Origin of the sequence: Actinomadura sp. 6N118 (genome assembly GCF_044326415.1) — a bacterium.
Lineage (GTDB): Bacteria > Actinomycetota > Actinomycetes > Streptosporangiales > Streptosporangiaceae > Spirillospora.
Genome location: NZ_JBIRAZ010000012.1, coordinates 344,881 through 371,814, shown reverse-complemented (window position 1 = coordinate 371,814; position 26,934 = coordinate 344,881). Strand labels below are relative to the sequence as shown.

At 67.6% G+C, this 26,934-nt stretch carries 25 protein-coding genes; 12 read left to right on the top strand and 13 right to left on the bottom strand.

Going from position 1 to position 26,934, the window contains the following annotated elements:
- The first annotated feature begins 222 nt into the window (after positions 1-222).
- The 3 genes from ACH34W_RS30640 (at position 223) to ACH34W_RS30630 (ending at position 1,383) form a co-directional block, all read left to right on the top strand.
- Complete coding sequence (locus ACH34W_RS30640; RefSeq protein ID WP_395964595.1) at positions 223-399, top strand: hypothetical protein; 177 nt, start codon at positions 223-225, stop codon at positions 397-399.
- Between the two features lie 29 nt (positions 400-428).
- Positions 429-743, top strand: coding sequence for a cyclic-phosphate processing receiver domain-containing protein (locus ACH34W_RS30635; RefSeq protein ID WP_395964594.1), 315 nt, complete (start codon positions 429-431; stop codon positions 741-743).
- A gap of 202 nt (positions 744-945) precedes the next feature.
- Complete coding sequence (locus tag ACH34W_RS30630; protein ID WP_395964593.1) at positions 946-1,383, top strand: DUF6196 family protein; 438 nt, start codon at positions 946-948, stop codon at positions 1,381-1,383.
- Positions 1,384-1,395: 12 nt separating this feature from the next.
- On the opposite strand, the gene ACH34W_RS30625 is transcribed toward ACH34W_RS30630, so the two are convergent.
- Complete coding sequence (locus ACH34W_RS30625; protein WP_395964592.1) at positions 1,396-1,878, bottom strand: carboxymuconolactone decarboxylase family protein; 483 nt, start codon at positions 1,876-1,878, stop codon at positions 1,396-1,398.
- 121 nt (positions 1,879-1,999) lie between these two features.
- Between ACH34W_RS30625 and ACH34W_RS30620 the strand changes: the two genes are divergently transcribed.
- Positions 2,000-3,364 carry an RNA-guided endonuclease InsQ/TnpB family protein gene (locus ACH34W_RS30620; RefSeq protein ID WP_395964591.1) on the top strand — a complete coding sequence of 455 codons (1,365 nt, stop codon included), beginning with the start codon at positions 2,000-2,002 and terminating at the stop codon, positions 3,362-3,364.
- On the opposite strand, the gene ACH34W_RS30615 is transcribed toward ACH34W_RS30620, so the two are convergent.
- From ACH34W_RS30615 to tig, 5 genes are all read right to left on the bottom strand, one after another.
- The gene (locus ACH34W_RS30615; protein WP_395964590.1) at positions 3,289-4,380 is read right to left on the bottom strand and encodes a dihydrodipicolinate reductase; all 1,092 of its coding nucleotides are present in this window, start codon (positions 4,378-4,380) and stop codon (positions 3,289-3,291) included. The two genes, ACH34W_RS30620 and ACH34W_RS30615, sit on opposite strands and share 76 nt — an antisense overlap.
- 136 nt (positions 4,381-4,516) lie before the next feature.
- On the bottom strand, positions 4,517-5,791 hold the full coding sequence (gene clpX, locus ACH34W_RS30610) for an ATP-dependent Clp protease ATP-binding subunit ClpX (protein WP_395964589.1): 1,275 nt from the start codon (positions 5,789-5,791) through the stop codon (positions 4,517-4,519).
- Positions 5,792-5,965: 174 nt separating this feature from the next.
- The gene (locus tag ACH34W_RS30605; protein WP_395964587.1) at positions 5,966-6,637 is read right to left on the bottom strand and encodes an ATP-dependent Clp protease proteolytic subunit; all 672 of its coding nucleotides are present in this window, start codon (positions 6,635-6,637) and stop codon (positions 5,966-5,968) included.
- A 27-nt stretch (positions 6,638-6,664) separates the two neighbouring features.
- A complete protein-coding gene (locus ACH34W_RS30600) occupies positions 6,665-7,297 on the bottom strand; it encodes a ClpP family protease (protein WP_395964602.1) in 633 nt (210 codons plus the stop codon).
- A 555-nt stretch (positions 7,298-7,852) separates the two neighbouring features.
- Positions 7,853-9,361 carry a trigger factor gene (gene tig / locus ACH34W_RS30595; RefSeq protein ID WP_395964586.1) on the bottom strand — a complete coding sequence of 503 codons (1,509 nt, stop codon included), beginning with the start codon at positions 9,359-9,361 and terminating at the stop codon, positions 7,853-7,855.
- Between the two features lie 281 nt (positions 9,362-9,642).
- On the opposite strand from tig, the gene ACH34W_RS30590 reads away from it, so the two are divergent.
- The gene (locus tag ACH34W_RS30590; RefSeq protein WP_395964585.1) at positions 9,643-10,800 is read left to right on the top strand and encodes a hypothetical protein; all 1,158 of its coding nucleotides are present in this window, start codon (positions 9,643-9,645) and stop codon (positions 10,798-10,800) included.
- A 6-nt stretch (positions 10,801-10,806) separates the two neighbouring features.
- Here ACH34W_RS30590 and ACH34W_RS30585 read toward each other — a convergent pair whose 3' ends face one another.
- The gene (locus ACH34W_RS30585) at positions 10,807-13,413 is read right to left on the bottom strand and encodes a Tex family protein (protein ID WP_395964584.1); all 2,607 of its coding nucleotides are present in this window, start codon (positions 13,411-13,413) and stop codon (positions 10,807-10,809) included.
- A gap of 268 nt (positions 13,414-13,681) precedes the next feature.
- On the opposite strand from ACH34W_RS30585, the gene ACH34W_RS30580 reads away from it, so the two are divergent.
- Together ACH34W_RS30580 and ACH34W_RS30575 are read left to right on the top strand one after the other, a co-directional pair.
- Positions 13,682-14,986 (top strand): sensor histidine kinase, encoded by a 1,305-nt coding sequence (locus ACH34W_RS30580; RefSeq protein WP_395964583.1) that lies wholly within the window; start codon positions 13,682-13,684, stop codon positions 14,984-14,986.
- Positions 14,938-15,582: a LuxR C-terminal-related transcriptional regulator gene (locus ACH34W_RS30575; protein ID WP_395964582.1), complete on the top strand. Its 645-nt coding sequence runs from the start codon at positions 14,938-14,940 to the stop codon at positions 15,580-15,582. The genes ACH34W_RS30580 and ACH34W_RS30575 overlap by 49 nt, the downstream gene beginning before the upstream one ends.
- Before the next feature lie 4 nt (positions 15,583-15,586).
- Here the strand turns inward: ACH34W_RS30575 and ACH34W_RS30570 are convergent, their stop codons facing one another.
- Positions 15,587-15,997 carry a cupin domain-containing protein gene (locus ACH34W_RS30570; protein ID WP_395964581.1) on the bottom strand — a complete coding sequence of 137 codons (411 nt, stop codon included), beginning with the start codon at positions 15,995-15,997 and terminating at the stop codon, positions 15,587-15,589.
- Positions 15,998-16,008: 11 nt separating this feature from the next.
- On the bottom strand, positions 16,009-16,383 hold the full coding sequence (locus tag ACH34W_RS30565; protein ID WP_395964580.1) for a cupin domain-containing protein: 375 nt from the start codon (positions 16,381-16,383) through the stop codon (positions 16,009-16,011).
- Between the two features lie 63 nt (positions 16,384-16,446).
- Between ACH34W_RS30565 and ACH34W_RS30560 the strand changes: the two genes are divergently transcribed.
- Positions 16,447-16,917, top strand: a complete 471-nt coding sequence (locus ACH34W_RS30560; protein ID WP_395964578.1) for a MarR family winged helix-turn-helix transcriptional regulator — start codon at positions 16,447-16,449, stop codon at positions 16,915-16,917.
- 229 nt (positions 16,918-17,146) lie between these two features.
- Here ACH34W_RS30560 and ACH34W_RS30555 read toward each other — a convergent pair whose 3' ends face one another.
- Together ACH34W_RS30555 and ACH34W_RS30550 are read right to left on the bottom strand one after the other, a co-directional pair.
- Entirely contained in the window at positions 17,147-17,359 is a 213-nt protein-coding gene (locus ACH34W_RS30555; RefSeq protein WP_395964577.1) for a DUF397 domain-containing protein, read from the bottom strand.
- A 257-nt stretch (positions 17,360-17,616) separates the two neighbouring features.
- Positions 17,617-18,459, bottom strand: coding sequence for a helix-turn-helix domain-containing protein (locus ACH34W_RS30550; protein ID WP_395964576.1), 843 nt, complete (start codon positions 18,457-18,459; stop codon positions 17,617-17,619).
- A gap of 978 nt (positions 18,460-19,437) precedes the next feature.
- On the opposite strand from ACH34W_RS30550, the gene ACH34W_RS30545 reads away from it, so the two are divergent.
- The 3 genes from ACH34W_RS30545 (at position 19,438) to ACH34W_RS30535 (ending at position 23,364) form a co-directional block, all read left to right on the top strand.
- A complete protein-coding gene (locus ACH34W_RS30545; protein WP_395964575.1) occupies positions 19,438-20,808 on the top strand; it encodes a Crp/Fnr family transcriptional regulator in 1,371 nt (456 codons plus the stop codon).
- Positions 20,809-20,846: 38 nt separating this feature from the next.
- Positions 20,847-21,233, top strand: coding sequence for a tautomerase family protein (locus ACH34W_RS30540; RefSeq protein WP_395964574.1), 387 nt, complete (start codon positions 20,847-20,849; stop codon positions 21,231-21,233).
- Between the two features lie 313 nt (positions 21,234-21,546).
- The gene (locus tag ACH34W_RS30535) at positions 21,547-23,364 is read left to right on the top strand and encodes a glycosyl hydrolase family 18 protein (RefSeq protein WP_395964573.1); all 1,818 of its coding nucleotides are present in this window, start codon (positions 21,547-21,549) and stop codon (positions 23,362-23,364) included.
- Positions 23,365-23,437: 73 nt separating this feature from the next.
- On the opposite strand, the gene ACH34W_RS30530 is transcribed toward ACH34W_RS30535, so the two are convergent.
- Entirely contained in the window at positions 23,438-24,727 is a 1,290-nt protein-coding gene (locus ACH34W_RS30530) for a nucleotidyl transferase AbiEii/AbiGii toxin family protein (protein WP_395964572.1), read from the bottom strand.
- Positions 24,724-25,389 carry a hypothetical protein gene (locus tag ACH34W_RS30525; RefSeq protein ID WP_395964571.1) on the bottom strand — a complete coding sequence of 222 codons (666 nt, stop codon included), beginning with the start codon at positions 25,387-25,389 and terminating at the stop codon, positions 24,724-24,726. Before ACH34W_RS30525 ends, ACH34W_RS30530 begins: the two co-directional genes overlap by 4 nt.
- Before the next feature lie 282 nt (positions 25,390-25,671).
- On the opposite strand from ACH34W_RS30525, the gene ACH34W_RS30520 reads away from it, so the two are divergent.
- Positions 25,672-26,688, top strand: coding sequence for a hypothetical protein (locus tag ACH34W_RS30520; RefSeq protein ID WP_395964570.1), 1,017 nt, complete (start codon positions 25,672-25,674; stop codon positions 26,686-26,688).
- The last annotated feature ends 246 nt before the right edge of the window (positions 26,689-26,934 follow it).

The following is a 26,934-nucleotide window of genomic DNA, read 5'->3' as shown; positions in this document are numbered from 1 at the left end:
TTGCGAAGGGGTTGGGCCACTGAAGGGGTGGGGGTCTGGGGGCGGAGCCCCCAGCCTGGGGTTCGGGGCGGGAGCCCCGATGAGGCTGTCCGAGCGTCAGCGAGGGCCTTGTCGGCCGCTTTGGGAGAGGTGTTCTCCAAGAGCACTCAGGCGGACGGCAGGTACACGTTGTGGCTATGGTCCCCGGCTGGCTCTTGGGCCAGCGCAACCTATGAGCAAGGTATGGACACCTACGCAGTGGAGCAGGCCGGAGGCCGGTCCCTCTGGAACGAGGTAGAGGCGGCCTACTTCCGATGGATCGGCTGGCGTGAACCTGACCGGGACCGCTTCGGAATGACCGTGACACCACAGGGACAGACGATCTGGCTCGACTCACCGGACCGCCCGTTCACTCGCTAATGCCGCCTGACAATCGGAGTCCTGGAGAAATGCCCGTCATCCTCGGCATCGACGACCTGCGCCCCTTGCCGCAGGCCACGCGCATTGCGCGCACCAGCCGCGAAGGCGTCCAATTGCTGGAAGAGCATCGTGACCGCCAGATCGACGAACTCTGGCTAGACCACGACCTCGGCGGCGACGACAGCATCCTGCCCGTCGTGACCCTCCTGGAGGAGGCCGCATTCAATGGGCAGCCATTCCAGATCGGCATGATATTCGTCCACAGCGCCAACCCCAGCGGTGCAGAGACGATGGTCCGCGCCCTGACCCGCTGGAACTACCCAGTCCGCCGAACTGTCGCTTGACCAGGGCACCCGCAATTTCGACGCAGTCCCTCTGATGACCGTCGGCTTAAATCACACGACGAGCTGCGCGCGACGGCCCGGCGTTTGGCCCATGTGCGTCAGGAACAGCCGGGCCGGCCTCGACCGCCAGCTGATCCTGCTAGTGGTGGGCTGCCCTATAGCCTCGTGGTCTGATCATCCGGGGTGCGGCGATTGGAGCGTCATGGTCAGTGTCAGCATCGAGACGGCAGAGCAGATCGAAGAACGCCTGGGACGCGTGATCGCTGCGGCCGACTTCGTCCGGCATGAGGGGGTCTGGTGCTTTCGGGAGTCCCCGGCCGGCTCTCCGCCAACGCTCACAGCGGACACGCTGGCCGTGGTACGCGATGAGGACAGCTGGAGCTGTCTTGTCCCGGCCACCGCTCAGGACGGCAGTGACATTGAGCGGTTCGGGGTCTTCTCCTTCCATTTTCCGGGCCAGGCGGACAACAGCGGCTTCGTCGGCTGGCTGGCCACCCACCTCAAATCACGGCTGGGCACAGGCGTCTTCGTCGTGTGCGGCAGCAACCGCTCCCGCGGCGGCATCTACGACTACTGGGGATGCCCCATCAGCCTGATCGACGACGCGATCCAGGTCATCGAGGAACTTCGCGCTCGTTAACCGCCTTGCGCTTCAGCGGTGGGTGGGGAGGACGCACATTGTGTCCAGGCCCAGGACGTGGTTGAGGCGGCCGAAGGCCAGCCAGGAGCCCAGGCTCATGCTCAGTTCGACGATCTCTTGCTGGGTGTAGTGGGTTGTCATGCGGTCCCAGAAGTCTTCGTCGAGGTTGTGGTGGTCCAGGGCGTAGCGTTCGGCGTACTCGGCCGCCAGGCGGGTTCGGTCGTCGAAGGCGTCTGTGGTGCGCCAGTTGGTGACTGCTTCGGGGAAGTCGGCCTCCACTTTCTGGCCGTCGCGTTCCGTGCGCCAGTCGAGGCAGAAGACACAGCCGTTGATCTGGGCGATGCGCAGGCGGGCGGCTTCGAACTCGCGGAGGCCGAGGGTGGTGTGGGCGTAGACGGAGAGGGAGAAGTTCGCGGCGGCGGGACCGATGCCGGGGATCATCTCGCCCCAGACGTACTCGATCGGGTCCCTGCCCTCGGGGATGTCGATGTTCATCAGGTCTTCCTTCCAGGTCCCGGCCGGGGGCCGGCCATTGCACACAGGGGTTGGGGTGATGTGGCGCACTGTTTGGTGACGTTGAGTGATTGTGTCGGTGCTGGTTGCTAACGTGACGGATGTGAAGATCGTGGTTCAGGTGAAACTGCTGCCGACGCCGGAGGAGGCGAAGGCGCTGGCAGCGACCCTGCACGCGGTCAACGCCGCGGCCAACCAGGTGTCGGGGTTGGCGTATGAGAAGTTCGGGCTCAAGGCCCGCCAGTACGACCTGCACCACCTGACCTACCACCAGCTGCGCGCCCAGGGCTTGGGGGCGCAGGCCGCGATGCATGTGATCAAACGCGTCGCCGACGCCTACACCACGCTGCGCGGTCTGATCAACAACGGCCACCTCGGTGGTGAGGGGTCCAAGCGGCGCCGCAAGGCCGAGTCCAAGCCGATCACCTTCCGGCCGCACGCCGCGCAGGCGTTCGACGACCGCTGCTTGACCTGGCAGATCGACCAGCGGACGGTGTCGATCTGGACCACGTCCGGGCGGCTGCGCGGTGTCGGCATTACCGGCTCGGCCGCGCAATTGAAGACCCTGGCCGCCTATCGCAAGGGCGAGTCGGACCTGGTGTTGCGCGACGGGAAGTGGTTCCTGATCGCCACATGTGAGGTACCCGAGGCCGAGCAGTACGAGCCGGTCGACTGGATCGGGGTGGACCGGGGCATCATGAACTTGGCCACCACCAGCGACGGGGACAACCACCAGGGCCGCCGCCTGGAACGCTACCGGCGGTGGCAGGCGCGTAAACGCGCCGAACTGCAGGCCAAAAAGACCCGGGCGGCCAAGCGGCGCCTGGCCCGGCGTGCCAAAAGGGAGGCCCGGCACGCCGCACATGTGAACCACAAGATTGCCAAGGAGATCGTGGCCGTCGCCGAACGCACCGAACGCGGCATCGCCCTGGAGGAACTCGAGGGCATCCGCGAGCGGGCACGGCTTCGCGGCGACCAGCGGGCCCGGCTCTCCACATGGCCGTTCCACCAACTCGGCGAGTACATCGCCTACAAGGCCCGCCGCAAGGGCGTGCCGGTGATCGAGGTGGACGCCCACTACACCTCCCAGAGGTGTCCCGTACCGTGGTGCGGGCACACAGAGCGGGCCAACCGGCCCGACCGGGAAACCTTCCGATGTCGTCGGTGCGGGTTCGCTGGCCCCGCCGACGTCGTCGCCGGGATCAACGTGCGCAACCGCGCACGCTCGGCGTGGGTATTTGTCAACATGCCCGTCCCTCATCCCCCGGCCACCAAGGCCAGCCCTGCCAAGAAGGGGCAAGAGGGGCGAGGGAGATGCGACCCCGGTGCGGCACCCAGGCGCGACGGGGAGCGCAAGCAAAGCCCTACCGGACCGCGCACCAGCTCAGTCCTTCAAGGCCAAGTAGTTGACGGCTTCCTTCCGAGCTTGCCGGTCGCGGGGCGCAGGGGGACGTCGAGGGCGTCGTAGAGGCCCGGCTCGGCGGCCACGAGCCAGTCGATGGCGCTGACCAGACGGCCGACGGCGGTGGCGTTGCCGCCCGCGGCCCGATTGCCGTCCTCGTCGGTGGCCTCGACCGTGACCTCGATGCGCGGGCGGCCCTCGATGATCACGCGGTGCGCGCCGTCGCCGTCGGGCGGGACCGGCCAGTCCGGGGCGCAGGACGGGTGGATGCGGGTGACGTGTTCGATGACGATGCGGGGTTCGCCATCGATGATTCCCTGGACCTCGAAGCGGAGAGCCCCCTGGGTGCCCTTCTCGAACTCGCCCATGGTCGTGGTGCGCACGGTGGTGTCGAGTTCGCGGCGGGCTACGGTTTCGCGGATCTCGTCAAGGTCGGCGTCCAGGGCGCGGGCGATCAGGCGGATCTGACCGCCCCAGACCATCGTCGGGATCGTGGGGGCGACCATGGGGGGCTCGTAGTCCATCGGCTGGCCCATACCGACGATGTAGCGGACCGAGTCCTCCTGGTCGTAGGTGGAGTAGTCGAAGATCTCCTGGCAGCGGATCGCTTCGATGGTGCCGCCCAGGCCGCTGAGAAGGGCGGGGAGGACGTCGTTGCCCCAGCCCGGGTCGACTCCGGAGACGAAGAGCGAGCCGCCGCCCTCGGCGACCGCGGCCAAGATCGGGTCGCGGAGTTCGGGCGGGGCGTTGCGCTGGTCGTAGAGCGCGTACAGGGACGGCGTGACGACTACGGCCCCGGCCCGGATCGCCTTGGTGATGTCGGCGACGGCGTCGTCGGGACGGAGTTCCCCGGACGCCGCGTACACCACGGCCTGGGGACGGCCGGCCAGCACTGTCTCGATGTCGTTCGTGGCTGCGATGCCGAGGTCGCGGTCGAGCCCGCCGAGATCGCCCGCGTCGCGCCCCACTTTGTCCGGGTTGTTGACGAGCACGGCCGTGAGGTCGAGCGCCGGGTGCGCCTCGACGGCGCGGATGGCCAGCCGGCCGACGTTGCCGGTCCCCCAGACAAGGGTGGAAATCATGAGCGGAGCCTAGCAAGCGTTTGGTTGCGATGTGAATGGGGTCACATCAGACGTGCGGTCGTCCCCTGGGCGAGCATGACGAAGGGCAGTGGTCCGCGCTTTCCGCGGACACACTGCCCCTATGCCACTGAGACGGTCAGGCCGACTTTTCTCGGGGTTCGCGCTTGGTGCGTTCGCGCGGGACGAGGGTCGGATTGACGTGTTCCAGGACGGCTTCCCGGGTGATCACGACACGTGCCACGTCGTGGCGGGACGGGACCTCGTACATCACGGAGAGGAGGACCTCCTCCATGATGGCGCGGAGGCCACGGGCGCCGGTGCCGCGGAGGATGGCCTGGTCGGCGATCGCCTCAAGGGCGTCGTCGGTGAACTCCAGGTCGACCCCGTCCAGCTCGAAGAGCCGGTGGTACTGGCGGACCAGCGCGTTCTTGGGCTCGGTGAGGATGTTGATCAGGGCCTCACGGTCCAGGTTGTGCACGCTGGTGATCACCGGTAGCCGGCCCACGAACTCGGGGATCATGCCGAACTTGAGGAGGTCCTCGGGCATGACGTCGGCGAGGATGTTGACCGACTCGTCGAACTCGGTCTTGGAGCGGATGACCGCGCCGAAGCCCATGCCCTGTTTCCCGACCCGGGATTCGACGATCTTCTCCAGGCCGGCGAAGGCACCACCGCAGATGAACAGCACGTTGGTGGTGTCGATCTGGATGAACTCCTGGTGGGGGTGCTTGCGGCCGCCCTGCGGCGGGACGCTGGCCGTCGTCCCCTCCAGGATCTTCAGCAGGGCCTGCTGCACACCCTCACCCGAGACGTCCCGGGTGATCGACGGGTTTTCGCTCTTGCGAGCGATCTTGTCGACCTCGTCGATGTAGATGATCCCGGTCTCGGCCTTCTTGACGTCGTAGTCGGCCGCCTGGATCAGTTTCAGCAGGATGTTCTCAACGTCCTCGCCCACATAGCCGGCCTCGGTGAGGGCGGTGGCGTCCGCGATGGCGAACGGGACGTTGAGAAGTTTGGCGAGCGTCTGCGCGAGCAGCGTCTTGCCGGATCCGGTCGGGCCCAGCAGCAGAATGTTGGACTTGGCCAGCTCGACCGCGTCATCCCTGCTGTTGTCGCCGGACTGGATCCGCTTGTAGTGGTTGTAGACGGCGACCGATAGGGCCTTTTTCGCCGTGTCCTGCCCGATGACGTAGGAGTCGAGGAAATCAAAGATCTCCCGCGGCTTGGGCAGGCTGTCCCACTTGAGGTCGGAGGTCTCGGAGAGCTCCTCCTCGATGATCTCGTTGCAGAGATCGATGCACTCGTCGCAGATGTACACGCCCGGACCCGCGATGAGCTTCTTGACCTGCTTCTGGCTCTTCCCGCAGAACGAGCACTTGAGCAGGTCACCACCGTCGCCGATGCGTGCCACCCAACTGTCTCCTTTTCGTGGGGCCGCCCGCCTGAGAGGATGCGGCGCAGCTCGGTTGCGTCCCGAAGGCTCTCGACGTTGGAATCGACGTTACCGTCTCCAACGGACTTGGTAAGCCCCTCGCCCGGAAGTATGACGACCGGGCTGGGGGTCTCCCTCATCCGGGTTGCCGTCTCAGGACGACACTACCTCGGCCTTGCGCTTCCTGCTGAGGAAGACGTCGTCGATCAAACCGTACGCCTTGGCTTCCTCAGCAGTAAGGATCTTGTCACGCTCGATATCGTGCCGTACCTCGGCCAGGTCCTTGCCGCTGTGCTTGGCGAGGATGTCCTCAAGGAGCTCCCGGATCCGCATGATCTCGCGGGCCTGGATCTCGATGTCGCTGGACTGCCCGTAGGTGCCCTCGGTCGCGGGCTGGTGGATCAGGATCCGCGAGTTGGGCAGCGCCGCCCGCTTGCCCGGGGTGCCGGCCGCCAGCAGCACGGCGGCGGCCGAGGCCGCCTGGCCGATGCAGACGGTCTGCACGTCGGGCTTGACGAACTGCATGGTGTCGTAGATCGCCGTCATGGCGGTGAACGAGCCGCCCGGCGAGTTGATGTAGATGCTGATGTCGCGGTCCGGGTCGATCGACTCCAGCGTGATCAGCTGGGCCATCACGTCGTTGGCCGACGCGTCGTCGATCTGGACCCCGAGGAAGATGATCCGCTCTTCGAAGAGCTTGTTGTACGGGTTCATCTCCTTGACCCCGTACGTGGTGCGCTCAACGAACGACGGAATGATGTAGCGGTTGTCGACGGGGGTCGCGCCGCCCGCCGTCACCAGGTTCGGCCTGATCAAGTCGCTCACTGTGTGCCTCCGATAAGGATTCTGTCGTCAGGAGACGGGGCCCTCGGAGGGCACCTGCGTCGCGCTCTCCACCACGTGATCGACGAAGCCGTACTCCTTGGCCGCGGCGGCGGTGAACCAGCGGTCACGGTCGGAGTCGCGCTCGATCTGGTCCAGCGGCTGACCGGTGTGTTCGGCGATCTTCTCGGCGAGCGTCTTCTTGACGTACAACATCTGCTCGGCCTGGATCTTGATGTCCGAGGCTGTGCCGCCGATGCCGCCGGACGGCTGGTGCATCATGATCCGCGCGTGCGGCAGGGCGAAGCGCTTGCCGGTCGTGCCCGCGCAGAGCAGGAACTGCCCCATCGAGGCGGCCAGACCCATGCCGACCGTCACGATGTCGTTCGGGACGTACTGCATGATGTCGTAGATCGCCATGCCGGCGGTGACGGAGCCACCGGGCGAGTTGATGTAGATCGTGATGTCGCGGCGGCCGTCCTCAGCGGACAGCAGCAGCAGCTCGGCGCAAATGCGGTTGGCGATGTCGTCGTCGACCTGCTGGCCTAGAACGACGATGCGCTGCCGCAACAGGCGCTGGAAGAGCTGCTCACCCAGGGGAAGCAGGGGCGCCTCGGCCACCCGCGCCTGGATCGGCGACGACTCGTCGAAAGTCGGAGGCATGCTCACCGGGTGTTCCTCCGGTCCTTTTATCGGTTCGGATGATTGGACATTAACGCGCTCCCGCCACCGTTTAAGCCGAGAGACCCCCCTTTTCGCTGGGGGCGTAGATGTGTTGGCTGGCTTCTGCGGCCTCGGGCCTTCGCCTGGCGGCTCAGGCCCGAACCGCAAAAGCGGGCGAGCGCGACATCGCTTCGCGATCTTCGCGGGGAGCTTCGCCTTCGGCTCGCTCCCCGCTCAGCGCCGCGCGCTCGCGTGCGGGGCTGGGGTTCCCACGGTCCCGGAAAACAAACCGGGGCCCAGGCCGGGGACCAGGCCGGGGACCAGGTACGCCTGCTCCGGTTGACGCCCGCACCGGTTATTGCGTGGCCAGACTTCCCCGCATCCGGTGGCTTGCGTAGACGCATCCGGTGGCTTGCGCTCCCGCATCCGTTGGGCTTGCGTAGACGCGTCCTGTGGCTTGCGTAGACGCACCCGGTGGGCGCACGCAGACGCCCCGTACCCCCAGGCGGGGGGTACGGGGCGTCTCCGGTGATCTCAGGAGAGGCTGAGAAGGCGTCAGGCGTCCTTCTTGTCCTCGTCCTTGGCCTCGGTGGCGTCCGCGGCCGGGGCCTCGTCAGCGGCGGTCTCAACGGCATCCGCGTCCGCAGCCTCGGCGGTCTCCGTGGCGTCTGCCTCAGCGGTGTCGGTCTCGGCCGTGTCGGCGTCGGTGGTCTCGGCGGCTACGGTCTCGCCTGTCTCACCGTTCAGCTCGCGCTGGACGGCCTCGACGTCGATCACGTTGCCGGCCTCGTCCTTGATCGTGACGTGCTCGACCACGAGGTTGAGGGCCTTGCTGCGCAGCACCTCCGACACGATCGCGGGAAGCTGGTTGTTGTCGGTGAGGTACTGGGCCAGCTGCTGCGGGGCCACGCCCATCTGCATGGCCTGCGTGACCACGTACTCGCTGAGCTCCTCGTTCTCGACGCCCAGCTCCTCCTGCACGGCGAGCTGGTCGAGCACGAAGCCGCCCTTGACGGCCAGCGCGGCGGCGTCGGCCACCTCCTGGTCGAAGTCCTCCTCGGACTTCTCCTCGTCCGCGAGGTAGTCGGCCTTGGTCATGCCGGCCATCTGGAGCTGCTGCTCCAGCTGCTGGTTGCGGCGGCCGATCTCTTCCTCGACGACCTTCTCCGGCAGCGGGATCTCGACCTTCTCCAGCAGTGCCTCGAGCGCCTTGTCACGGGCGTCGGACAGCTGCTGCATCCGGCCCTGGCGGTCGAGACGGGTCTTCACGTCGTCGCGCAGCTCGCCGATGGTGTCGAACTCGCTGGCCATCTGGGCGAAGTCGTCGTCCAGCTCCGGCTTGTTCTTGACCTTGACGCTCTGCACCGTGACGGTGACCTCGGCCTCCTCGCCACTGCGCTCGCCGCCGACCAGGGTGCTGGTGAACGTCTTGCTCTCGCCGGCCGCGAGGCCGATCAGGGCGTCGTCCAGGCCCTCGATGGCCGACTTGCTGCCGACCTCGTAGGAGTAGCCGCTGGTGGAGGCGTCCTCGATGTCCTCGCCGTCGATCGTGGCGGCGAGGTCGACGGTGGCGAAGTCACCCTCTTCGACGGCGCGCTCGACGGTGGTCAGCGAGGCGAACCGCTCGCGCAGGTTGTCGACGGTCTCGTCGATCTGCTCGTCGGTGACCTCGGCGGTCTCGACGGTGACCTCGAGGCCGTCGTAGTCCGGCACGTCGAACTTGGGCCGGATGTCGACCTCGGCGGTGAACGCGAACTGCTCACCGTCGTTGAGCTCGGTCACCTCGACGTCGGGCTGGCCGAGGACGAAGAGCTCCTTCTCCTCGACGGCGCGCCCGTACAGCTCGGGCAGCGCGTCGTTGACCGCCTCCTGCAGGACCGCACCCCGGCCGACGTACTTGTCGATCAGCGGGGCGGGCACCTTGCCGCGGCGGAAGCCCTTGATGCTGACCTGTTGCGAGATCTCCTTGTACGCCTTGTCGAGGTTCGGCTTGAGCTCGTCGAACGGAACCTCGACGGTGAGCTTGACCCTCGTGGGGGTCAGCTCCTCGACATCGGTCTTCACTGGGGTAGGTCTCCTTGGATCCGGCGCTGTCTCGGCCGCGGCGTTCGAGGTTCGACGCGTACTCAGCCAATCAGTCTTAGGGTCTGGCGCGGGCACGCCGAAGAACCGGCTCCGCGCCTCGCGCGCCAAGTCTATGGGGTCCGGACGGCGGGTGAGGACATCAGCGGCAGAGAAGACGCAGGGAAAGCCCGGATGGGGCCCCCGGACGGCTGATCTCATACCGTGACGCGTGTTGCGCAGGGGTGTGACATAGAGCACGTCAGCCCTCATACTCGTTCGGGATGAACGGGATAGTTGCGGCCTTTGGGGCGACCGGGCTCTATTACATCGGCTTCGCCATCTTCAAGCTCGCTGCGGACCGGATGGAGCCCGTCCGCGGTAACCGGATCCCGCGCACGGTGTGGGTGGTCCTCACCAACTGGATCTTCCTGATCGGTCTCGCACTCGTCCTGGGCGGCCTCAGCCTGCAGATCCTCGCGCTCACAAAACTGTCCCTTGGCATCGCCGTCCCGGTCTTCATGTCCGGGGTCATCCCGCTGGTCCTCATCTCGATGGTCTTCTTCGGCGAGCGCATGACCGCCCGCGAGTGGCTCAGCCTGCTGCTGATCGGCGCGGCGATGGTGTTGCTCGCGCTGTCGATCGGCGACCCGCCCCCGCTGGAGACGGTCGACGTGCCGCTCTGGAAGCTCGGTGTGGTGGTCGGCCCGGCCGTGCTGGTGCCGCTGCTGATCATCTTCCTGAGCGACTACCGGCCGGACGGGCGGCACGCGCGTCCGATCACTGGCATCGCGTACGGGTTGAGCTCGGGCTTCCCCGTCGGGACCGCTGAGCTCGCCATCAAGGGATGGAGCGACAACGGCGCCAAGGGCCTGGACATCCTGTCGACCCCGTACCCGTACATCACGGTGCTGTCGGCCGCGCTCGGCTTCGGCATCATGGTCGCCGCGTTCCAGCGCTGCCGGGTGACGATCGTGGCGACCGTGATGACGGTGAGCGCAAAGACGTACCTGCTGCTCATGGGCACATTCATGTACGCCGAGCCTTGGCCGAGCGATTTCCAGCACTTCTCGCTACGGCTGGGTGCGCTTGCGCTGGGCGCGATTGCGGTGCTGCAGTTCCCGCGGCATCAGCCTGTACGCGCGGACGCCGGGTCGGACTACGAGGAGGTGCCGCCCGCCCAGGATCCCTTCGGTCAAGCCTCACCGGCCGCGCGCGGCCCGCTGACCCAGGCTCCGCTCGTCCGCGACCCGCTGGCCGGGATCCCGCTCGCGGGTGCCGCTCCGCAGGCGGCACCGACTCCGCCGCAGACACCCGTTCAGCCGAACGCGCCGCAGCCTGGCCAGCCGCAGGTACCGCCGCCGGCGCAGTCGGAGGAGAAGCCGGCTGGGCGGTATCCCGCCCAGCCGACGCCTCCTGCGAACGGACCCTACGAACGCTAGAAGGGTCTAGCGGCGCTTATCGCGACCCTTGCCGCCGCCCTTGCCTTGGCTGGGGAGGCCCTGGTCCAGCCCTGCCCGCCGCAGCGCGTCCGCCATAGCGCCGCCACCGCCGCCGCCCGAGCCGGAGTCACGGCCACCGCGACCGCCTTGGCCGCCTTGACCGCCGCGACCGCCGCCGCCCCGTTGGCCCTGCTTGCCCTGCTGACCGCCGCCCTGGCCGCCGCCACCACCCTGGCCGCCGCCGCCTTGGCCGCCGCCGCCGCTCTGACCGCCGCCACGCTGACCTCCGCGCTGGCCACCACCGCGCTGGCCACGGTTGTCGCCACGACGCGCGGCGCCGCCGCCTGACTGCTCGCGGTCACCACCGCCCGCCTGCGACGCCTCGTCCTCCAGCCGCAACGTGAGCGAGATGCGCTTGCGCTGCAGATCGACGTCCAGCACCTTCACCCGCACGATGTCGCCGGGTTTGACGACGTCACGCGGGTCCTCGACGAACTTGTTCGACATCGCGGAGATGTGGACGAGCCCGTCCTGGTGCACGCCGACGTCCACGAACGCGCCGAACGCCGCGACGTTGGTGACGACGCCCTCCAGGATCATCCCGGCCTTGAGGTCGGCGAGGGTGTCGACGCCCTCCTTGAACGTGGCCGTCTTGAACGCGGGCCGCGGGTCACGGCCGGGCTTCTCCAGCTCGGCGAGGATGTCGGTGACCGTTGGCAGGCCGAACGTGTCGTCCACGAACTCGGCGGGCTTGAGCGAACGCAGCACCGCCGTGTTGCCGATGAGCCCCTTGATGTCGTTGCCCGCCGCGTCGATGATGCGCCGCACGACCGGATACGACTCGGGGTGCACGCTGGAGGCGTCCAGCGGGTCGTCGCCGCCGGGGATGCGCAGGAAGCCCGCGCACTGCTCGAACGCCTTGGGCCCGAGCCGCGCCACGTCCTTCAGACCGGTCCGCGTGCGGAACGGACCGTTGGCGTCGCGGTGGGCGACGATGCTCTCGGCCAGGCCTTCGCCGATGCCCGACACCCGGGTCAGGAGCGGCGCGGACGCGGTGTTGACGTCGACGCCGACCGCGTTCACGCAGTCTTCGACGACGGCGTCCAGGGAGCGCGAGAGCTTCACCTCCGACAGGTCGTGCTGGTACTGCCCGACCCCGATGGACTTGGGGTCGATCTTCACCAGCTCCGCCAGCGGGTCCTGGAGCCGCCGCGCGATCGAGACCGCGCCGCGCAGCGACACGTCCAGGTCGGGCAGCTCCTTGGAGGCGAAGGCCGAGGCCGAGTACACCGACGCGCCCGCCTCCGACACCATGATCTTGGTGGCCTTGAGGTCCGGATGGCGGGTGATGAGGTCGGCCGCGAGCTTGTCGGTCTCGCGTGACGCCGTTCCGTTGCCGATCGCGATCAGGTCCACCTTGTGCTCACGGCACAGCTTGGCCAGCGTCTCGATCGACTCGTCCCACTTGCGCCGTGGCTCGTGCGGGAAGATCGCGTCGGTGGCCACGACCTTGCCCGTGGCGTCCACGACGGCGACCTTCACACCGGTGCGCAGGCCGGGGTCGAGGCCGAGCGTGGTCCGTGTCCCGGCCGGTGCGGCCAGCAGAAGATCGCGCAGGTTGGCGGCGAACACCTTGACCGCCTCGTCCTCCGCCTCCTGCCGCAGCCGCGTCCGCAGGTCGATGCCAAGGTGCACGAGGATGCGCGTACGCCAGGCCCAGCGCACCGCGTCGCCCAGCCAGCGGTCCGCGGGCCGCCCCTGATCGACGATCGCGAAACGCCGAGCGATCTTCGCCTCGTACGAGCTGCGCCGGCCGGGGTCGGCCTCGTCGACCGGCTCCGGCTCCAGGTCGAGGTCGAGCACCTCCTCCTTCTCCCCGCGGAACAGCGCGAGGATCCGGTGCGAGGGCAGCTTGGTGAACGGCTCGGCGAAGTCGAAGTAGTCGGAGAACTTGGCCCCCGATTCCTCCTTGCCCTCGCGGACCTTGGACACGATCCGGCCCCGCGTCCACACCTGCTCGCGCAGCATGCCGATGAGGTCGGCGTCCTCGGCGAAACGTTCGACCAGGATGGCCCTGGCGCCTTCCAGCGCCGCCGCCGCGTCCGCGACCCCCTTCTCCTCGTCCACGTACCCGGCGGCCGCGGCCTGCGGGTCGTTCGACGGGTCGTTCAGCAGCAGCTCGGCGAGCGGCTCCAGTCCGGCCTCGCGCGCGATCTGGGCCTTGGTGCGGCGCTTGGGCTTGTACGGGAGGTAGATGTCCTCCAGCCGCGCCTTGGATTCCGCCCCCATGATCTGGGCGCGGAGCTCGTCGGTCAGCTTGCCCTGCGACTCGATCGACTCGAGGATCGCCGCGCGCCGTTCATCCATCTCTCGCAGGTAGCGCAGCCGTTCTTCGAGCGCGCGCAGCTGCGCGTCGTCGAGCGCGCCGGTCGCCTCCTTGCGGTAACGGGCGATGAACGGCACCGTCGACCCGCCGTCGAGCAGGTCGACGGCGACCTGTACCTGTCCCTCCCGGACGCCGAGTTCGTCGGCGATGCGCCGGCTGACCGAGACCGGCGCGACGCCGGTGGTGCCTGCCTGGCTGGTGGACGTCTGACTGATGGACGCTGTCACGAGTGGAATCCCGCTCTCTCCCCTGGATATCGCCAGTGCATTGTCCAGGAACGTGCCTCACTTGTCGCGCTGAAGGCGACGGGCGGGGCTGGACAGGCCGCCTGTCAGCGGCGGGCACTGGCCTCAACTCCCCTTGAAAGGTAGGGCTTCACCTCCCTTCTTTCACAGCCGAAGGAGGACCTAGCACCACCCCTTCGCAGCAGCCGACGGACCAGAATGAGCTATCGGCAAAGTCGGACCGGACAGGCCGAGAAGGAGGCAGGGAACAGTGACTGACCGCGATGAGAGCGGCGTCCCCGAGGGGGCGATCCACCGCTGGTTCCTCTCGGGCGTGCGCGGCCTGATCCAGGTGGTGCTCTCGCAGGCCGTGAACATCCCGCTGTTCGTGCTCTCCGTGGTGTCGTTCGTGCTGATCCCGATCGGCGTCGGGATCTTCCTGCTGCCGCCGGTGGTGCTCGCGCTGCGCGCGCTGGCCAACCAGCAGCGGGCGTGGAGCGCCGACTGGTCGGGCGTGGCGATCCCGGTGCCGTACCGGCCCGAGCCGTCCCGGTCGGCCAATCCGTTCCGCCGTCTGAAGTGGCTGCTCACCGACCCGGCGACGTGGCGCGACGTGCTCTGGACGCTGGTGAACGTCCCGGTCGGGCTGCTGCTGGGACTGCTGCCGGCCGCCCTGGTGGTGTACGGGGTGGAGGGCGTTCTCGTCGCTCCGTGGGTCGCCATGATCGCGGAATACGGCTGGGGCCCGTTCTGGCCGCTGGAAAAGTGGGGTCTGTTCGGCATCGCCGGGTCGATCGTCGGGGGTGTCGCGCTCACGGCGGCCGGGCTGCAGCTGGGCCCGCGCATCATCCGGGCTCACGCGCTGTTCAACCGTTCGCTGCTCTCGCCCACGCGGAGCGCGCTGGAGCAGCGCGTCCAGGAGCTGACCGAGACGCGGTCGGAGACCGTGGACACCTCGGCGGCCGAGCTGCGCCGCATCGAACGCGACCTGCACGACGGCGCACAGGCCCGGCTGGTCGCGCTCAGCATGAACATCGGCCTGGCCGAGGCGCTGATGAAGCACGATCCCGAGGCCGCGCAGAAGCTGCTCGTCGAGGCGCGCGAGGCCAGCGGCACGGCGCTCACCGAGCTGCGTGACCTGGTGCGCGGCATCCATCCGCCGGTGCTGGCCGAACGCGGCCTGGACGGCGGCGTGCGGGCTCTCGCGCTGTCGCTGCCGCTGCCCGTGGAGGTCGAGATCGACCTGCCGGGCCGGGCCGAGGCGCCGGTGGAGTCGGCCGCGTACTTCGCCGTCGCCGAGATGCTCGCGAACGTGGCCAAGCACAGCGGCGCGCAGCGGGCGTGGATCGACATCCACTACTCGAACGGCGCGCTCAAAATGATCGTCGGCGATGACGGTCTCGGCGGGGCCGACCTGGACGCCGGTTCCGGGATGCGCGGAATCGAACGCAGGCTGGCCGCATTCGATGGGACGATGGTGGTGACCAGTCCGCAGGGCGGACCCACCGTCGTGACCATGGAGCTTCCGTGCGCGTTGTCATCGCCGAGGACCTTGCCCTCCTCAGGGACGGACTGATCCGCCTCCTGGAGGCGTTCAAGTTCGAGGTCGTCGAGGCCGTCGACAACGGGCCGTCGCTGCTCCGCGCGCTGACCGCCCACCGCCCGGACGTGGCCGTGGTCGACGTGCGCCTGCCGCCGACGTTCACCGACGAGGGGCTGCGGGCGGCGCTGGAGGCGCGCAAGGAGATCCCCGGCCTGCCCGTGCTGGTCCTGTCGCAGCACGTCGAGCAGTTGTACGCGCGGGAGCTGCTGAGCGACAGCTCGGGCGGCATCGGCTACCTGCTCAAAGACCGGGTGTCGGATGTGAGCCAGTTCGTGGACGCCGTCCGCCGGGTCGCGGACGGTGGCACCGCGCTGGACCCCGACGTGGTCGCCCAGCTGCTCACCCGCCGCGCCCGCGAGGAGCCGCTGCAGACGCTGACTCCCCGCGAACGGGAGGTGCTGGGGCTGATGGCCGAGGGACGGTCGAACGCGGCGATCGCCGGCAAGCTGTTCATCACCGAGAAGGCGATCAGCAAGCACACCAACAACATCTTCAGCAAGCTCAACCTGCCGCCAGCCGAAGAGGACAACCGCCGCGTCCTGGCCGTCCTCGCCTACCTCAACACATGAGCGCTCACCGCACCCACGGCGGAACGAGGCGTTCGTCAGCCTTGGGGGCCAGGTCGCACGCGTCCTCCGCGCCCTTGCCGTCGGGGTTGTAGGCCTGGCCGCCGGCGGGCGCGACCACCACGGCGGCGAAGCCATGGTCGGTGAACACCTGGCGGATCACGTCAGCGGGCATCACCAGGCTGTCCCCCACCGTGGCGGTCAGCTTCTCGTCACCCAGCTGAACGGTCGCACCGCCTTCGACGAACGTCCACACCTGCTCGGTGTCGAAGGCGTGCAGAGGCCCTTCGCGGCCGGGCAGCATGTCCACCCGCCACATCACCGTTCCCGCGCCGCCCTGGGTAGGCGAGGCAAGGGTCGTCATGACGCCGTTGGGCGTTTCGGTGCGGCGGCGGTCCTTCGCAAGAATCAAGGTCATGGGATTCTCCTTCAGGCGATCCAGGGCGGGAGCATCTTGTCGGCACTCCCGGGCATCGACGCCTGCGCTCCGGCCGGCGCGGCGACAACAGCGGCGAACCCGTCCGATCCAGCCGACACTTGCCGGACGACATCGGCAGGCATCACCACGGTGTCGCCCGCGGCGACGGTCAAGTTCTCACCGTCCAGCCGGATGGTCGCCGCCCCCTCCAGGAACGTCCACACCTGCTCGGCGTCGATGAGGTGCTCGGGCCCGGCGGCCCCGCCGGCGCTGTCGACCCGCCAGATGGACAGGCCCGCCCCACCCTGGGTCGGAGAGGCGAACGTGGTCATCACGCCTGAGGGAGTCTCGCTACGGCGCGCTTCGGCTTTGCGGATCAGTGTCATCGAGTGCTCCTCGGGTATATTCGTCAACATGGTTGTCCAATATGGTTAACGAGGTTGTCTTTCATGTCAAGTCCCGATGCGCCCGGCTTCGAACTCCCACTGCGGATGTTGCTCGGCTTCCGCGTGATCATCGATGAGCTCCATGCCGAACTGGCCAGGCGCGGGCACCCGGACCTGAAGCCCATGTACGGCTTCGCCTGCCAGGCGATCGGCCCCGGTGTGACCGCCGTCGAGCTCGGCCGCAAGATGGGCGTCTCGAAACAGGCAGCCGGCAAGACCATCGACCAGCTGAAGAAACTGGGCTACGTCGAACGCGCGACCGACCCCGGAGACGCCCGCCGCAAGATCGTCCGCCTCACGCCGCGGGGCATCGAGAGCCTGACCCTGGCGGCGGAGATCTTCGACCGGATCCGGGCACGCTGGGTCCAGACCCTGGGAGCCGACCGCGTCCGCGCGATGGAGCAGGACCTGCGCACGATGACGCCATCAGACCCGTTCCAGCTGGACATGCCCCGATGGTTCGGCACCTTCTGAGCAGGCCAGGAAGGCAGCTCAGACGGTTAGTGAAAAGTCACCAGTCAAACACGTCTAGCGCTATTCATTTGTGCTATGTGGCGCATATCAGTGATATCGGCAGGACTCGCAGTGACCTTGACAAAAACAGGACCCGTGAAACTAATAACGCATCACTGGTAACAAAAAATAGATTGGTGAAACGTCGGTTCACCGAAGCCGAAGCTCGGCGCGCGCACTTCGGTTCGCGTCAGACGACGTCCAGCTCGCCACCCTGGATGCGGCCCGCAAGGACACCCCACTCAGCAGGGGTGATGGCAAGCACCTCTCCGTGCCTGTCACGCGAGTCCCTGAACAGCACAATGTCGCCGAAACGAGCGATTTCGACACAAGCGCCAGTATCGGCACTGAAGCGGCTCTTCCGCCAGACAACAGTGGAGCACCAGTTCGGCCGGGCAACCATCCACGACCTCCGTTCGCCGCGTTGGCCCCGCCCATCGGCAAATCAGGCCTGACCAGACCCGGCCGCAAGAATCAGGCAGGGCACACAGGCCCATGACCTTGTAGGTGATTTTCGACCATAAGTGTAAACGGTTGGACTTTCGCCGCCTACACGCAAGAACAAGATCACGTTGCCGCTCACGCCCGGCCGTCGCTCGGACGCTGGTGAGACAGCCGCTGCAGATCGCGCGAGACGCCGTCACGGCCGAATCAGGCCGTTCAGGACATCTCCTCGGCAGCCGAGAGGAGCAGTTCACGTGACTCCTCGGCGGAGAGCGCCACCTCCAGGAGGGACTCGAAGTCCGCAGCGAACTTGCCGACCTGGGGATCCTCGCCCATGACCATGGAGATGTCGCGACCGGTGTCGAGGTAGAGCATGTCCGACAGGCCGCCCTCGAACTCCAGCAAGGTGAAGGGCCCACTGAGGCCTGCGTGCTCTCCGGCCTCGAACGGAATGACCCGGAAGGTGAGCCGGTCGTCCTCCTCGACCAGGTCGGCGATATGCCTCAGCTGATCCGGCATGATCGCCGGATCGCGGCGTTTGCCGACGTGGCGGCGGATGACCGCCTCGTCCACCACAAAGTACCGGCGCGGTGGTGTCGAACGCTTGGTGAGCTCTTCCTGACGTCGCATCCGCAGGCTGACCACGGGCCCCACCTTCATTTCGGTGAGAAAGGCCGCAGTCTGCGCCTCCGAGTACTCACGGGTCTGCAACAGGCCCGGCACGACTGAGGACTGGAACTGACGGATGAAGGCAGCCCCAGCCTCGTAACCCACATAGTTGAGGTAGGTGGGCGGGCTTTCGCTCTTGAACTCGTTCCACCAGGACTTGGCTCTGGCTCCGCGGTTGAGTGCGTGCAGTTTTTCCCGCTGGCTCTCCGACGTGATCCCGTACAGGGTGAGCAGAGCGTCGAGATCGACCTTGGTGACGGAGCTCCGGCCGCCCTCAACTCTGATCAACTTGGACGGCGACCACTCCAGCTCTTCGGCGACCTGTTCTTGGGTCAGCGATCTTTCCCTGCGGATCCGAACCAGTTCGCTACGGAGCATCGCACTCTGCACGACTGGACCTTGGTCGACCGCCATGATCGTGACCCACCCTCCGTAGTCAGTACCGTCAAACCAGTAGTCTTCCCGGGCGGGTGATGGAGTGCCAGATAGCATTTCGCAGTCTGCCAGAATACCTCATTCAAACCCAAGTGCACCGGCGTCGTGAGTTTAATGATCACAGCATCGCATGTTGCTGGTGTGCGTCGGCCCTGCCCATCGAAGATGCGCGCCGATGCTACCCATCAATGCGCAAGGTGGCAAGTTGGCCGCTTCCAAACTAGTGGGGACCAGTCTGGCATGTCACGACATGCTACGCTCTAAGGTGAGCTTCGCGACCGGATCCCGGCCGTACAACCGGACCGGCTTGCGATCACCAGACGCGGCTGCCGAACAGACCCAGGCAGATCCTTGGTCTGCGGCCACCCGCATCCGTCCCGGATCGCATCGACGACGATCGAGGAGGCGACCTTGAGCCAGGGTCACCGCTCACGGCACGCAAAAAGGGCCGCACCCGCCTCTCACTGATCCGAAGGTGTCCAGCCACGGGATCAGTGCGACGAATGCGACCCTCCACACCGTTCACACATTCGTTTTGGTCAGGCCGGCCACAGGGCGCGCTGGCAGGCGCGCCATACCGGCCGGTTTCCAGTCAACGGAACGGACGGGCGGCTCGAACCGACCATCCGGCGCCTGACAAGGCGAATGTGCATACCGGTTTTCCCATGGTAGCCAGCCTGCGACGGGCTACCAAGAGGGGAACCGACGTGCCGGTGGCATGGCCACCGGACCTGGGAAGACGGCTTGGCAGCTTCTGGCCACCGTCAATTTCGCACCATTTGAACCCTTGCAGAGGTTCCCCCCATGCACAGGCGAAAGCACGTTCCAGAAAAGACCAATGAGACCGTCCAGAGTCCCATCAAGCCCATCAGGCCAGAAGGGCCCGGTATCCATCACTGGAATACACCGGGCGGTATCCGCAAACCGGTTCACGTGCGCGGATCGGTGCTGCATGCGGCGCGTTCGGTGCTGGGGCACCTCGGTCCGTCGGGCGCGCTCTTGCTCGTCCTCGTCCAGGTGCTCGTCCTCGTCCAGGCCGGACGCAGCGATCCCCTCGCCATGGCGGTCCTTGTCTGCGCCGCCGCCTTCCTCGCTCGATCCGACTGGACCCGAGTGCTCGCCGGCGCCCGCGACGGCCGGGCACTCGCGGAGTCGGCCTACCAGGTGTACGGGCCGCATGCTCTGGCATCCGGCTCGTTCGGACCGGGATTTCCCATAATGGAGCCGGCTCGGCCAGATGAGCCGCGGGTCCCCGCCACCTTCTGGGAGTCGCTGAGCGTCGTCGAGCAGAAGGAACTGGAGGAAGGGGCCACGCCTCGCACGTTCGCCCTCGGCGCGACGCTCTTCCGCGAAGGCGAGCACGCCGACTTCGTGCTCATCATCCGCTCCGGCCGGACCAAGATCTATGTCACTGAGAAGGGCCACGAGCGGCTGCTCGCCGAGCGCGGCCCGGGCCAGCTGATCGGGGAACGGGCCGCACTGCGGGTCAACGTGAGGTCCGCGACGGTCGTCGCCCTCGACACGGTCGAGGCCCTCATGCTCTCGACTCTGGACTTCGCGAACTTCATCAGCCGGCACCCGCACGTGCTCAAGATCGTGGAGAGCCAGATCTACAACCGCCTGACCGAGGGTCCGGGGCAGAGCGGGAACGGATGTTCTGAAGGCGGCAGTGAGACCCATCGGCCGGCCGATCCAGGAGAAGATGACAGGGGCGGGGGTCCTGGCTTTCCTCACGTTGACGGGCACCACTGCACCATCCTCAGGACCGACATCGTCGGCTTCGCTTCCAATAAGCGGACGGCGGACGACCGTCTGTTCATCCAGGACATGCACCTGAGGATGACGAGGGAGAGCTTCCGGCGCGCCGGGATTCTCTGGGACAGCTGCTATCTACGGCCCATCGGCGATGAACTGCTCGTCGTAGCGCCGCCGAGCATCGCGACGACCCGTGTGATCGAGGCGCTCGGTGTGCTCTACACGGTGCTGAAGGCCTACCACCGTCGTTCGGCGCCCGCAGTCCAGGTCCGGTTGCGCGCCGCCGTGCACGTCGGTCCGCTGACCACCAACGACGGCGAGCCGGGCGGCGATCCGCTGATCCATTCGGCCCGGCTCCTGGACGCGGGCGTGCTTCGGCGCTCGATGGCCGAAACCGAGGCCCTGCTGGGAGTCCTCGCGTCGACCTATGTCTACGAGAACGTGATCAAGAACATGGACGCGGACGGGTACCGCCAGGTGCGAGCCAGGGTCAAGGAGACCCAGTTGGTCGCGTGGATGCGGCTCAGCGGCCCGGCGCTGACCCAGTGATCAGCCCTAAGATCGCAAGTCCCGGCGGGAGGACTCTCATGACCCAGGTGAAGATCTATGGGCGGCGCGACGTGTGGGTGGAGCGGCGTGGGGAGATCTCTGATCTGGTGCAGGGATGTCTCGCGGCCGCCTGGAAGCTGCCGGATGACAAGCGGTTCCAGCGGTTTCTCTGGCTCGACGCCGAGGACCTCGTCGCGCCCCAGCGGAGCGAGCGGTACCTCATCGTCGAGATCCTGTGCTTCACCGGTCGCGGCGAAGACGCCAAGAGGGAGCTGATCCGGACGGTCTACGACCGCCTCTGTCCCGCGCTCGGCCTCAACCCCGATGATCTGGAGCTCACGATCATCGAGATGCCCACGGTGAATTGGGGCATCCGCGGCGTTCCGGCGGACGAGCTCACGCTCCCTTATCCCGTCACCCTCTGATCGCTTCACGGTCCCTCGTGCGGACAGGTAAGCCGAGGTGAGTCCGCCGCTCTAGACCAGTGAGCGCAGGTTTGAGGACGACCCTTCCATGCATTTCGGATGGTCCGATTTGCGAAACCGGGGCGGCGGGGGGCGAACGTCCGCAGGCAGCCGACAGGACCAGCGGGGCGTTCTGAAGTGCGGTGTTACGGGGCCTTGAAGGCATGCGGAGGCGACGTTACGATCCACCCAATTCTTAGGAAACTTTCCTATGAGTGATGGAGCGCTCCATCGAACGGGGTTTCTGTTGGTTCGGGGTGAACTAGGGAGAACCATGTCCAGACCCCGCGGACGGCGAGCGATCGGGCTGGCCGGCGCACTGATCATCATGATGGCCGGTTCGCTGGTCGCGGCGCCGCAGGCGTCGGCGGCGGCGGTGACCGCGACCTGCACCAAGACCTCCGACTGGGGCACCGGCTTCGGCGGCCAGTGCACCGTCAAGAACGGCACAGCGGCGGCCGTTTCCAGCTGGAAGGTGGAGTTCGACCTGCCGGCCGGGACGTCCATCGGCTCGACCTGGGACGCGGCCAAGAGCGTCTCGGGTGACCACTACACGTTCACCAACCTCGGCTGGAACGGCACGGTCGCGGCGGGAGCGTCGGCGAGCTTCGGCTTCAACGGCTCCGGCCCCGGCTGGATCTCCGGCTGCAAGGTCAACGGCGGTGGCTGCGACGGCACCGGCGGGTCCGGCGACACCCAGGCTCCCGCCGCTCCCGGCAACCTGCGATCCACCGGCAAGACCTCCAGCAGTGTCACGCTGGTCTGGAACGCCGCCACCGACAACGTCGGCGTGACCGCGTACGACGTGTACCGGGGCAGCACCCTCGCCGACACCGTGACCGGCACGAGCGCGACGGTCTCCGGGCTCTCGCCCAGCACCGCCTACTCGTTCACCGTCAAGGCGCGCGACGCGGCAGGGAACACCTCCCCCGCCTCGAACGCCGTCAGCGTCACGACCGCCGCAGGACAAGGTCCGGGCGGTGACAAGGTGATCGGGTACTTCGCCCAGTGGGGCGTCTACCAGCGGGCCTACCACGTCAAGAACATCGACACGAGCGGCTCCGCGGCCAAGCTCACCCACATCAACTACGCGTTCGGCAACGTCCAGAACGGCCGCTGCACCATCGGCGACAGTTTCGCCGACTACGAGAAGGCCTACACCGCGGGCGAGAGCGTCGACGGCGTGGCCGACACCTGGGACCAGCCTCTGCGCGGCAGCTTCAACCAGCTGCGCAAACTGAAGAAGAAGCACCCGCGCCTCAAGGTCATCTGGTCGTTCGGCGGCTGGACCTGGTCCGGCGGCTTCGGCCAGGCCGCGGCCAACCCCGCCGCGTTCGCCGACTCCTGCTACTCGCTGGTCGAGGACCCGCGCTGGGCGGACGTGTTCGACGGCATCGACATCGACTGGGAGTACCCGAACGCCTGCGGCCTCACCTGCGACACCAGCGGCTTCTCCTCGTTCAAGAACCTCATGTCGGCGCTGCGCGCCAAGTTCGGGTCGAACAACCTGGTGACCGCGGCGATCACGGCGGACGGCTCGAACGGCGGCAAGATCGACGCGGCCGACTACGGAGGCGCGGCCCAGTACGTCGACTGGTACCTGCCGATGACGTACGACTTCTTCGGCGCCTGGGCGGCGCAGGGGCCAACCGCTCCGCACTCGCCGCTCACCTCGTACCCGGGCATCCCGCAGCAGGGCTTCAACAGCGACGCGGCGATCCAGAAGCTCAAGTCCAAGGGCGTCCCGGCGAACAAGATGTTGCTCGGCATCGGCTTCTACGGCCGCGGCTGGCAGGGCGTCACGCAGAAGGAGCCGGGCGGGACCGCCTCGGGCGCCGCGCCGGGCACGTACGAGCAGGGCATCGAGGACTACAAGATCCTCAAGGGCCGCTGCCCGGCCAACGGCACCGTCGCGGGCACCGCATATGCCCACTGCGGCAACCAGTGGTGGAGCTACGACACCCCGTCCAGCATCGGCGGCAAGATGACCTACGCCAAGAACCAGGGTCTGGCCGGATCGTTCTTCTGGGAGCTCAGCGGCGACACCGCCAACGGCGAGCTCATCACCGCGCTCAAGAACGGCCTCGGCTGACGACGCGACCCCCACACACGTCGAGCTGAGGCTCGGGCCCCTGACCCACCGCGCAGGTCAGGGGCCCGCCCATTCACTCGCGCAGTTCGGCCAAGATCTTGGCCCGTTCATCGGGATTCCGCCGCAGGTAACCGATCCAGCCGGACCCCGCGCTCTCATAGGCGCGCATCACGAGATCCAGCGACGCCGCGACGTCCGCCGGGCCGCGTCCGAGCAGCTCATTGGCGATCACGACGCCTTCCGCGAACGGGACCTGGTCCTCCACCATCCTGCGCAGTGAGCCGTCCAAGCCCTTCTCCGCCCGGAGGATGTCGTACAGGGCGGTGCGGGGACGCAACAGCTCCGCGCGCCGCGCGTACTCCTGGTCCGGAAGGTCGCTCTCGCTGGTGAAGGTCGGGATCAGTGCCGAGGTGAGCCGGTAGTGGTAGTCCTCACCCGTCCCAGGCAGCCCCGGGTATTCCTTCTGGAACTCCTCCCAGTCCACTTCCAAACGTCCCACGTCCGCGAGGGTGGGCAGGTGCCTTACGCGCGCCGGATCGCCCGCGACCATCGCTTCCACCAGAAGCCTGTAGCCGAGTCGCGTGTCCTGGGCGAGCAGCCATGCGTCGTACAGGTCCTTGCCTTGCGGATACATGTCGTCGAGCAGCCACATCACCTTCCAGGCCAGCGAAAGCTCCGGCGATGCCGCCTGGAGGAGGGCGGGCACCCCGCCGTCGTACCGCGGGATCTCCGTCGGCTCCGGCTCGGCGGGCAGATGCTCGTTGAAGACGAAGTCGAGCTGGACGGTCCCCTGCGGCAGTCCCTCGGCCTTCCATGGCAGAACGAGGCGCCGCCCGGGCACACGGTCATACGTCCAGATGTCATCGCTCACCGCGCCGCTCGCGTTCAGCCGAACGTCATCGGACATGGACTCCGCGACCTGCGCGATGCCGTCGAGCATCTCCCGCGTCCGGTGCTCGGCCATCTGCCATGACCGCGGAACGACCACGAAGTCCAGGTCACCGGGCTCACGTGCAAGGTCCCCGTACCATGCGCGCAACAGGACGCTTCCACGCAGCACGAGATGGTCGGCCCACTGCGACCGCGCGATCGCCGCGAGGACATGGTCGACGGCCTGCCGCCGCGCCGCGTACCACCGCTCGCCCGTCTCCATCGACGCGAACAGCGGCTCACCGGCGCGCATCGCCTTCCGGTGTTGTTTCAGCGCCGGGTCGAACACCGGCCGCTGCAGAGCACCGGATACCGGACGCAACGTCGCGGGCAGCCCGAGCCGCTCGCGCGTGACCGCGTCCGGACCCTCATGCGGCACCTCCGCCTCGCCAGGCCATGGGCCCGACTTCAGCTCGTCCCAGGTAGAGCTCATCGTCCATTCCTCCCTTCGTCGATCCAGCCGTCGTCCAGCGATTCGTCGTCGTCGAAGACCACGTACTCGCGTTCGACCGACGCGATCTCGTGCTCCGCCGCGTTCAGCGCGGTGGTCAGTGCGTCCAGCCGCTCCCCCGCCGTGCCTGCGCCGACGTCGCGGCAGCGTTGCGTGACGAAGCGTTCCTGGCGGCCGTCCGCTCGCACGCGGCGCGCGTTGTGCGACAGGTGAGCCGCGTGCGGGACGACCAGGGCCGTCAGCGCCCCGAGGTCCTCGTCCGCGGCGAGCAGGAGCTTGACGTGGTGCTCGAAGTAGCGGCCAGGGGCGTGCGGCTCGCCGTCGGAGGCAGGTACGCCCGCGTTCCACGGAGCCGCTTCGATCTTGGTGCGGGTGACCGTGAAACCGGCTGCCCGGAGCGCGGCGGCCGTGCTCGCCGTCCGGGCGTGCGCCTCGGACAACGTCCCGGCGGTACGGAGCGTCAACATCGGCTGCGAGGGGGTACGGCCGCGGGCCAGCACGATGTGGGTGAACTTGAGGCCGCGCGACGCCGCCCAGCGCTCGACGGCGGCGGCATGACTTTCCAGCGCGCCGGTCGCGATGGCCCGGGTCGTCACCGTCAGGTGGACCTCGAAGTCACCGGCGAAATCTGCTAATGCGTTCACGAAAGTGATGGTCCCAGACCGTGCCGCGCCGGAGCATCCGGGTTTTGATCTCCTTCTGTTCGATAGGCGCCGAGCAGTGCGGCGCCGCTCGCCAAATGGCTCAACGGAGTCACCCCGCAGCCTGCCGCGGCGCAGGCCGCAGCGGAGGCCTTCGCCCGCCTGCTGGACCGACCCGACCTCACACCCGCCGATCTCGGCTGGTCCGAGGCCACCAGCACACGACCGCAGAGTCCCTGGCACGGGGATGTGGTCACCTGGATCACGCACCTGGGAAGAGACGACATGCTCAACCGCCGCTCCGCCCTGACCGCAGGCCTGTACTCCCTGGCCGCCACAGCGCTACCCACGACACCGGCCCAGAACCCCGCGCGGACCGGCTCGTCCCGCAGCGCCGGACCCGCCGACATCGACCGGATCCGGCAGATGGGCAAGGCGTTCAACCTGATCGACGATCAGTACGGCGGCGGCCACGCCCGCACGGTCGTCGCGGCCTACCTCACCCACGAGGTCGCCCCTCTGCTGCGCGGCACCACCGGCAAGGCCCGGCCCGCCCTGTTCACTGCGGCGGCCGAGGTCACCTACCTGCTCGGCTGGATGAGCGCGGACGACGCCAAGCACGGCATGGCCCAGCGGTACTACATCCAGGCAGTCCGGCTCGCCGAAGAAGCCGGGGATCACCTCATGCGCGCCACCGTGCTGCGGTCCCTGTCGGTCCAAGCGATCGAAGTCGGACACAACCGGGCCGGGCTGGAACTGGCCGAGGCCGCCGCCGACGGCATCGGCCACGGCGCCACCACCCGCAAGAAAGCGTGGATCACCGGGATGCGCGCCGAGGCACTGGCCGCCAGACACAACCGCCACGACGCCCTGGCCTTGCTCGGTAAGGCCGAAACCGAACTGGAGCAGGCTGACTCTGTTCCCGAGCATGAATGGACCGGCAACTACCGACGCGAATCCTTCGAGCACCAAGCCGGACTGACGTTGGCCAAGCTCGGCGATTACAACAGCGCCGAAGAACACTACGCCGCCTCCGTCGCCACCCGTCGCCCCCACGAACGACGCGCACGAGCACTCATCGGCGCCGAACTAGCCCACGTGCAACTCCGCCGACGCCACCCCGAGCACGCCGCCCGCACCCTGCTGGATCTCAAAGACGATCTAGGCGCCGTCTCCTCCCAGCGTCTACGGCGCACCCTGGCCAACGTCCGCAACGGCTGGCGGCCGTTCCGCCCAGACCCCACCATCGATGAGGCAGATCGCCTCCTCACCCACCTGATCAACGCCAGGACACCCGCATGAGCTCAACGCCCACGTCAACGAGCTCACCGAGGCCCGGGCCACCCAGCCACCGCAGGCATCGACCACACAAGAGCCGGCGGGCACGGGGTGTCAAGGAGCGAGCAAGGCCTGCAGCAGCGCCATGGCCAGCCTGAAAGCTGAACCAGAGCCCAGATGGGTGTAGCTCGAACGCAGTGGGTGGGTTGATCAGGCCGTGAGTGCGTATTCTGCCTGGTGGCGGGCTTGGTGAAGGCGGTGGCGCTCGCG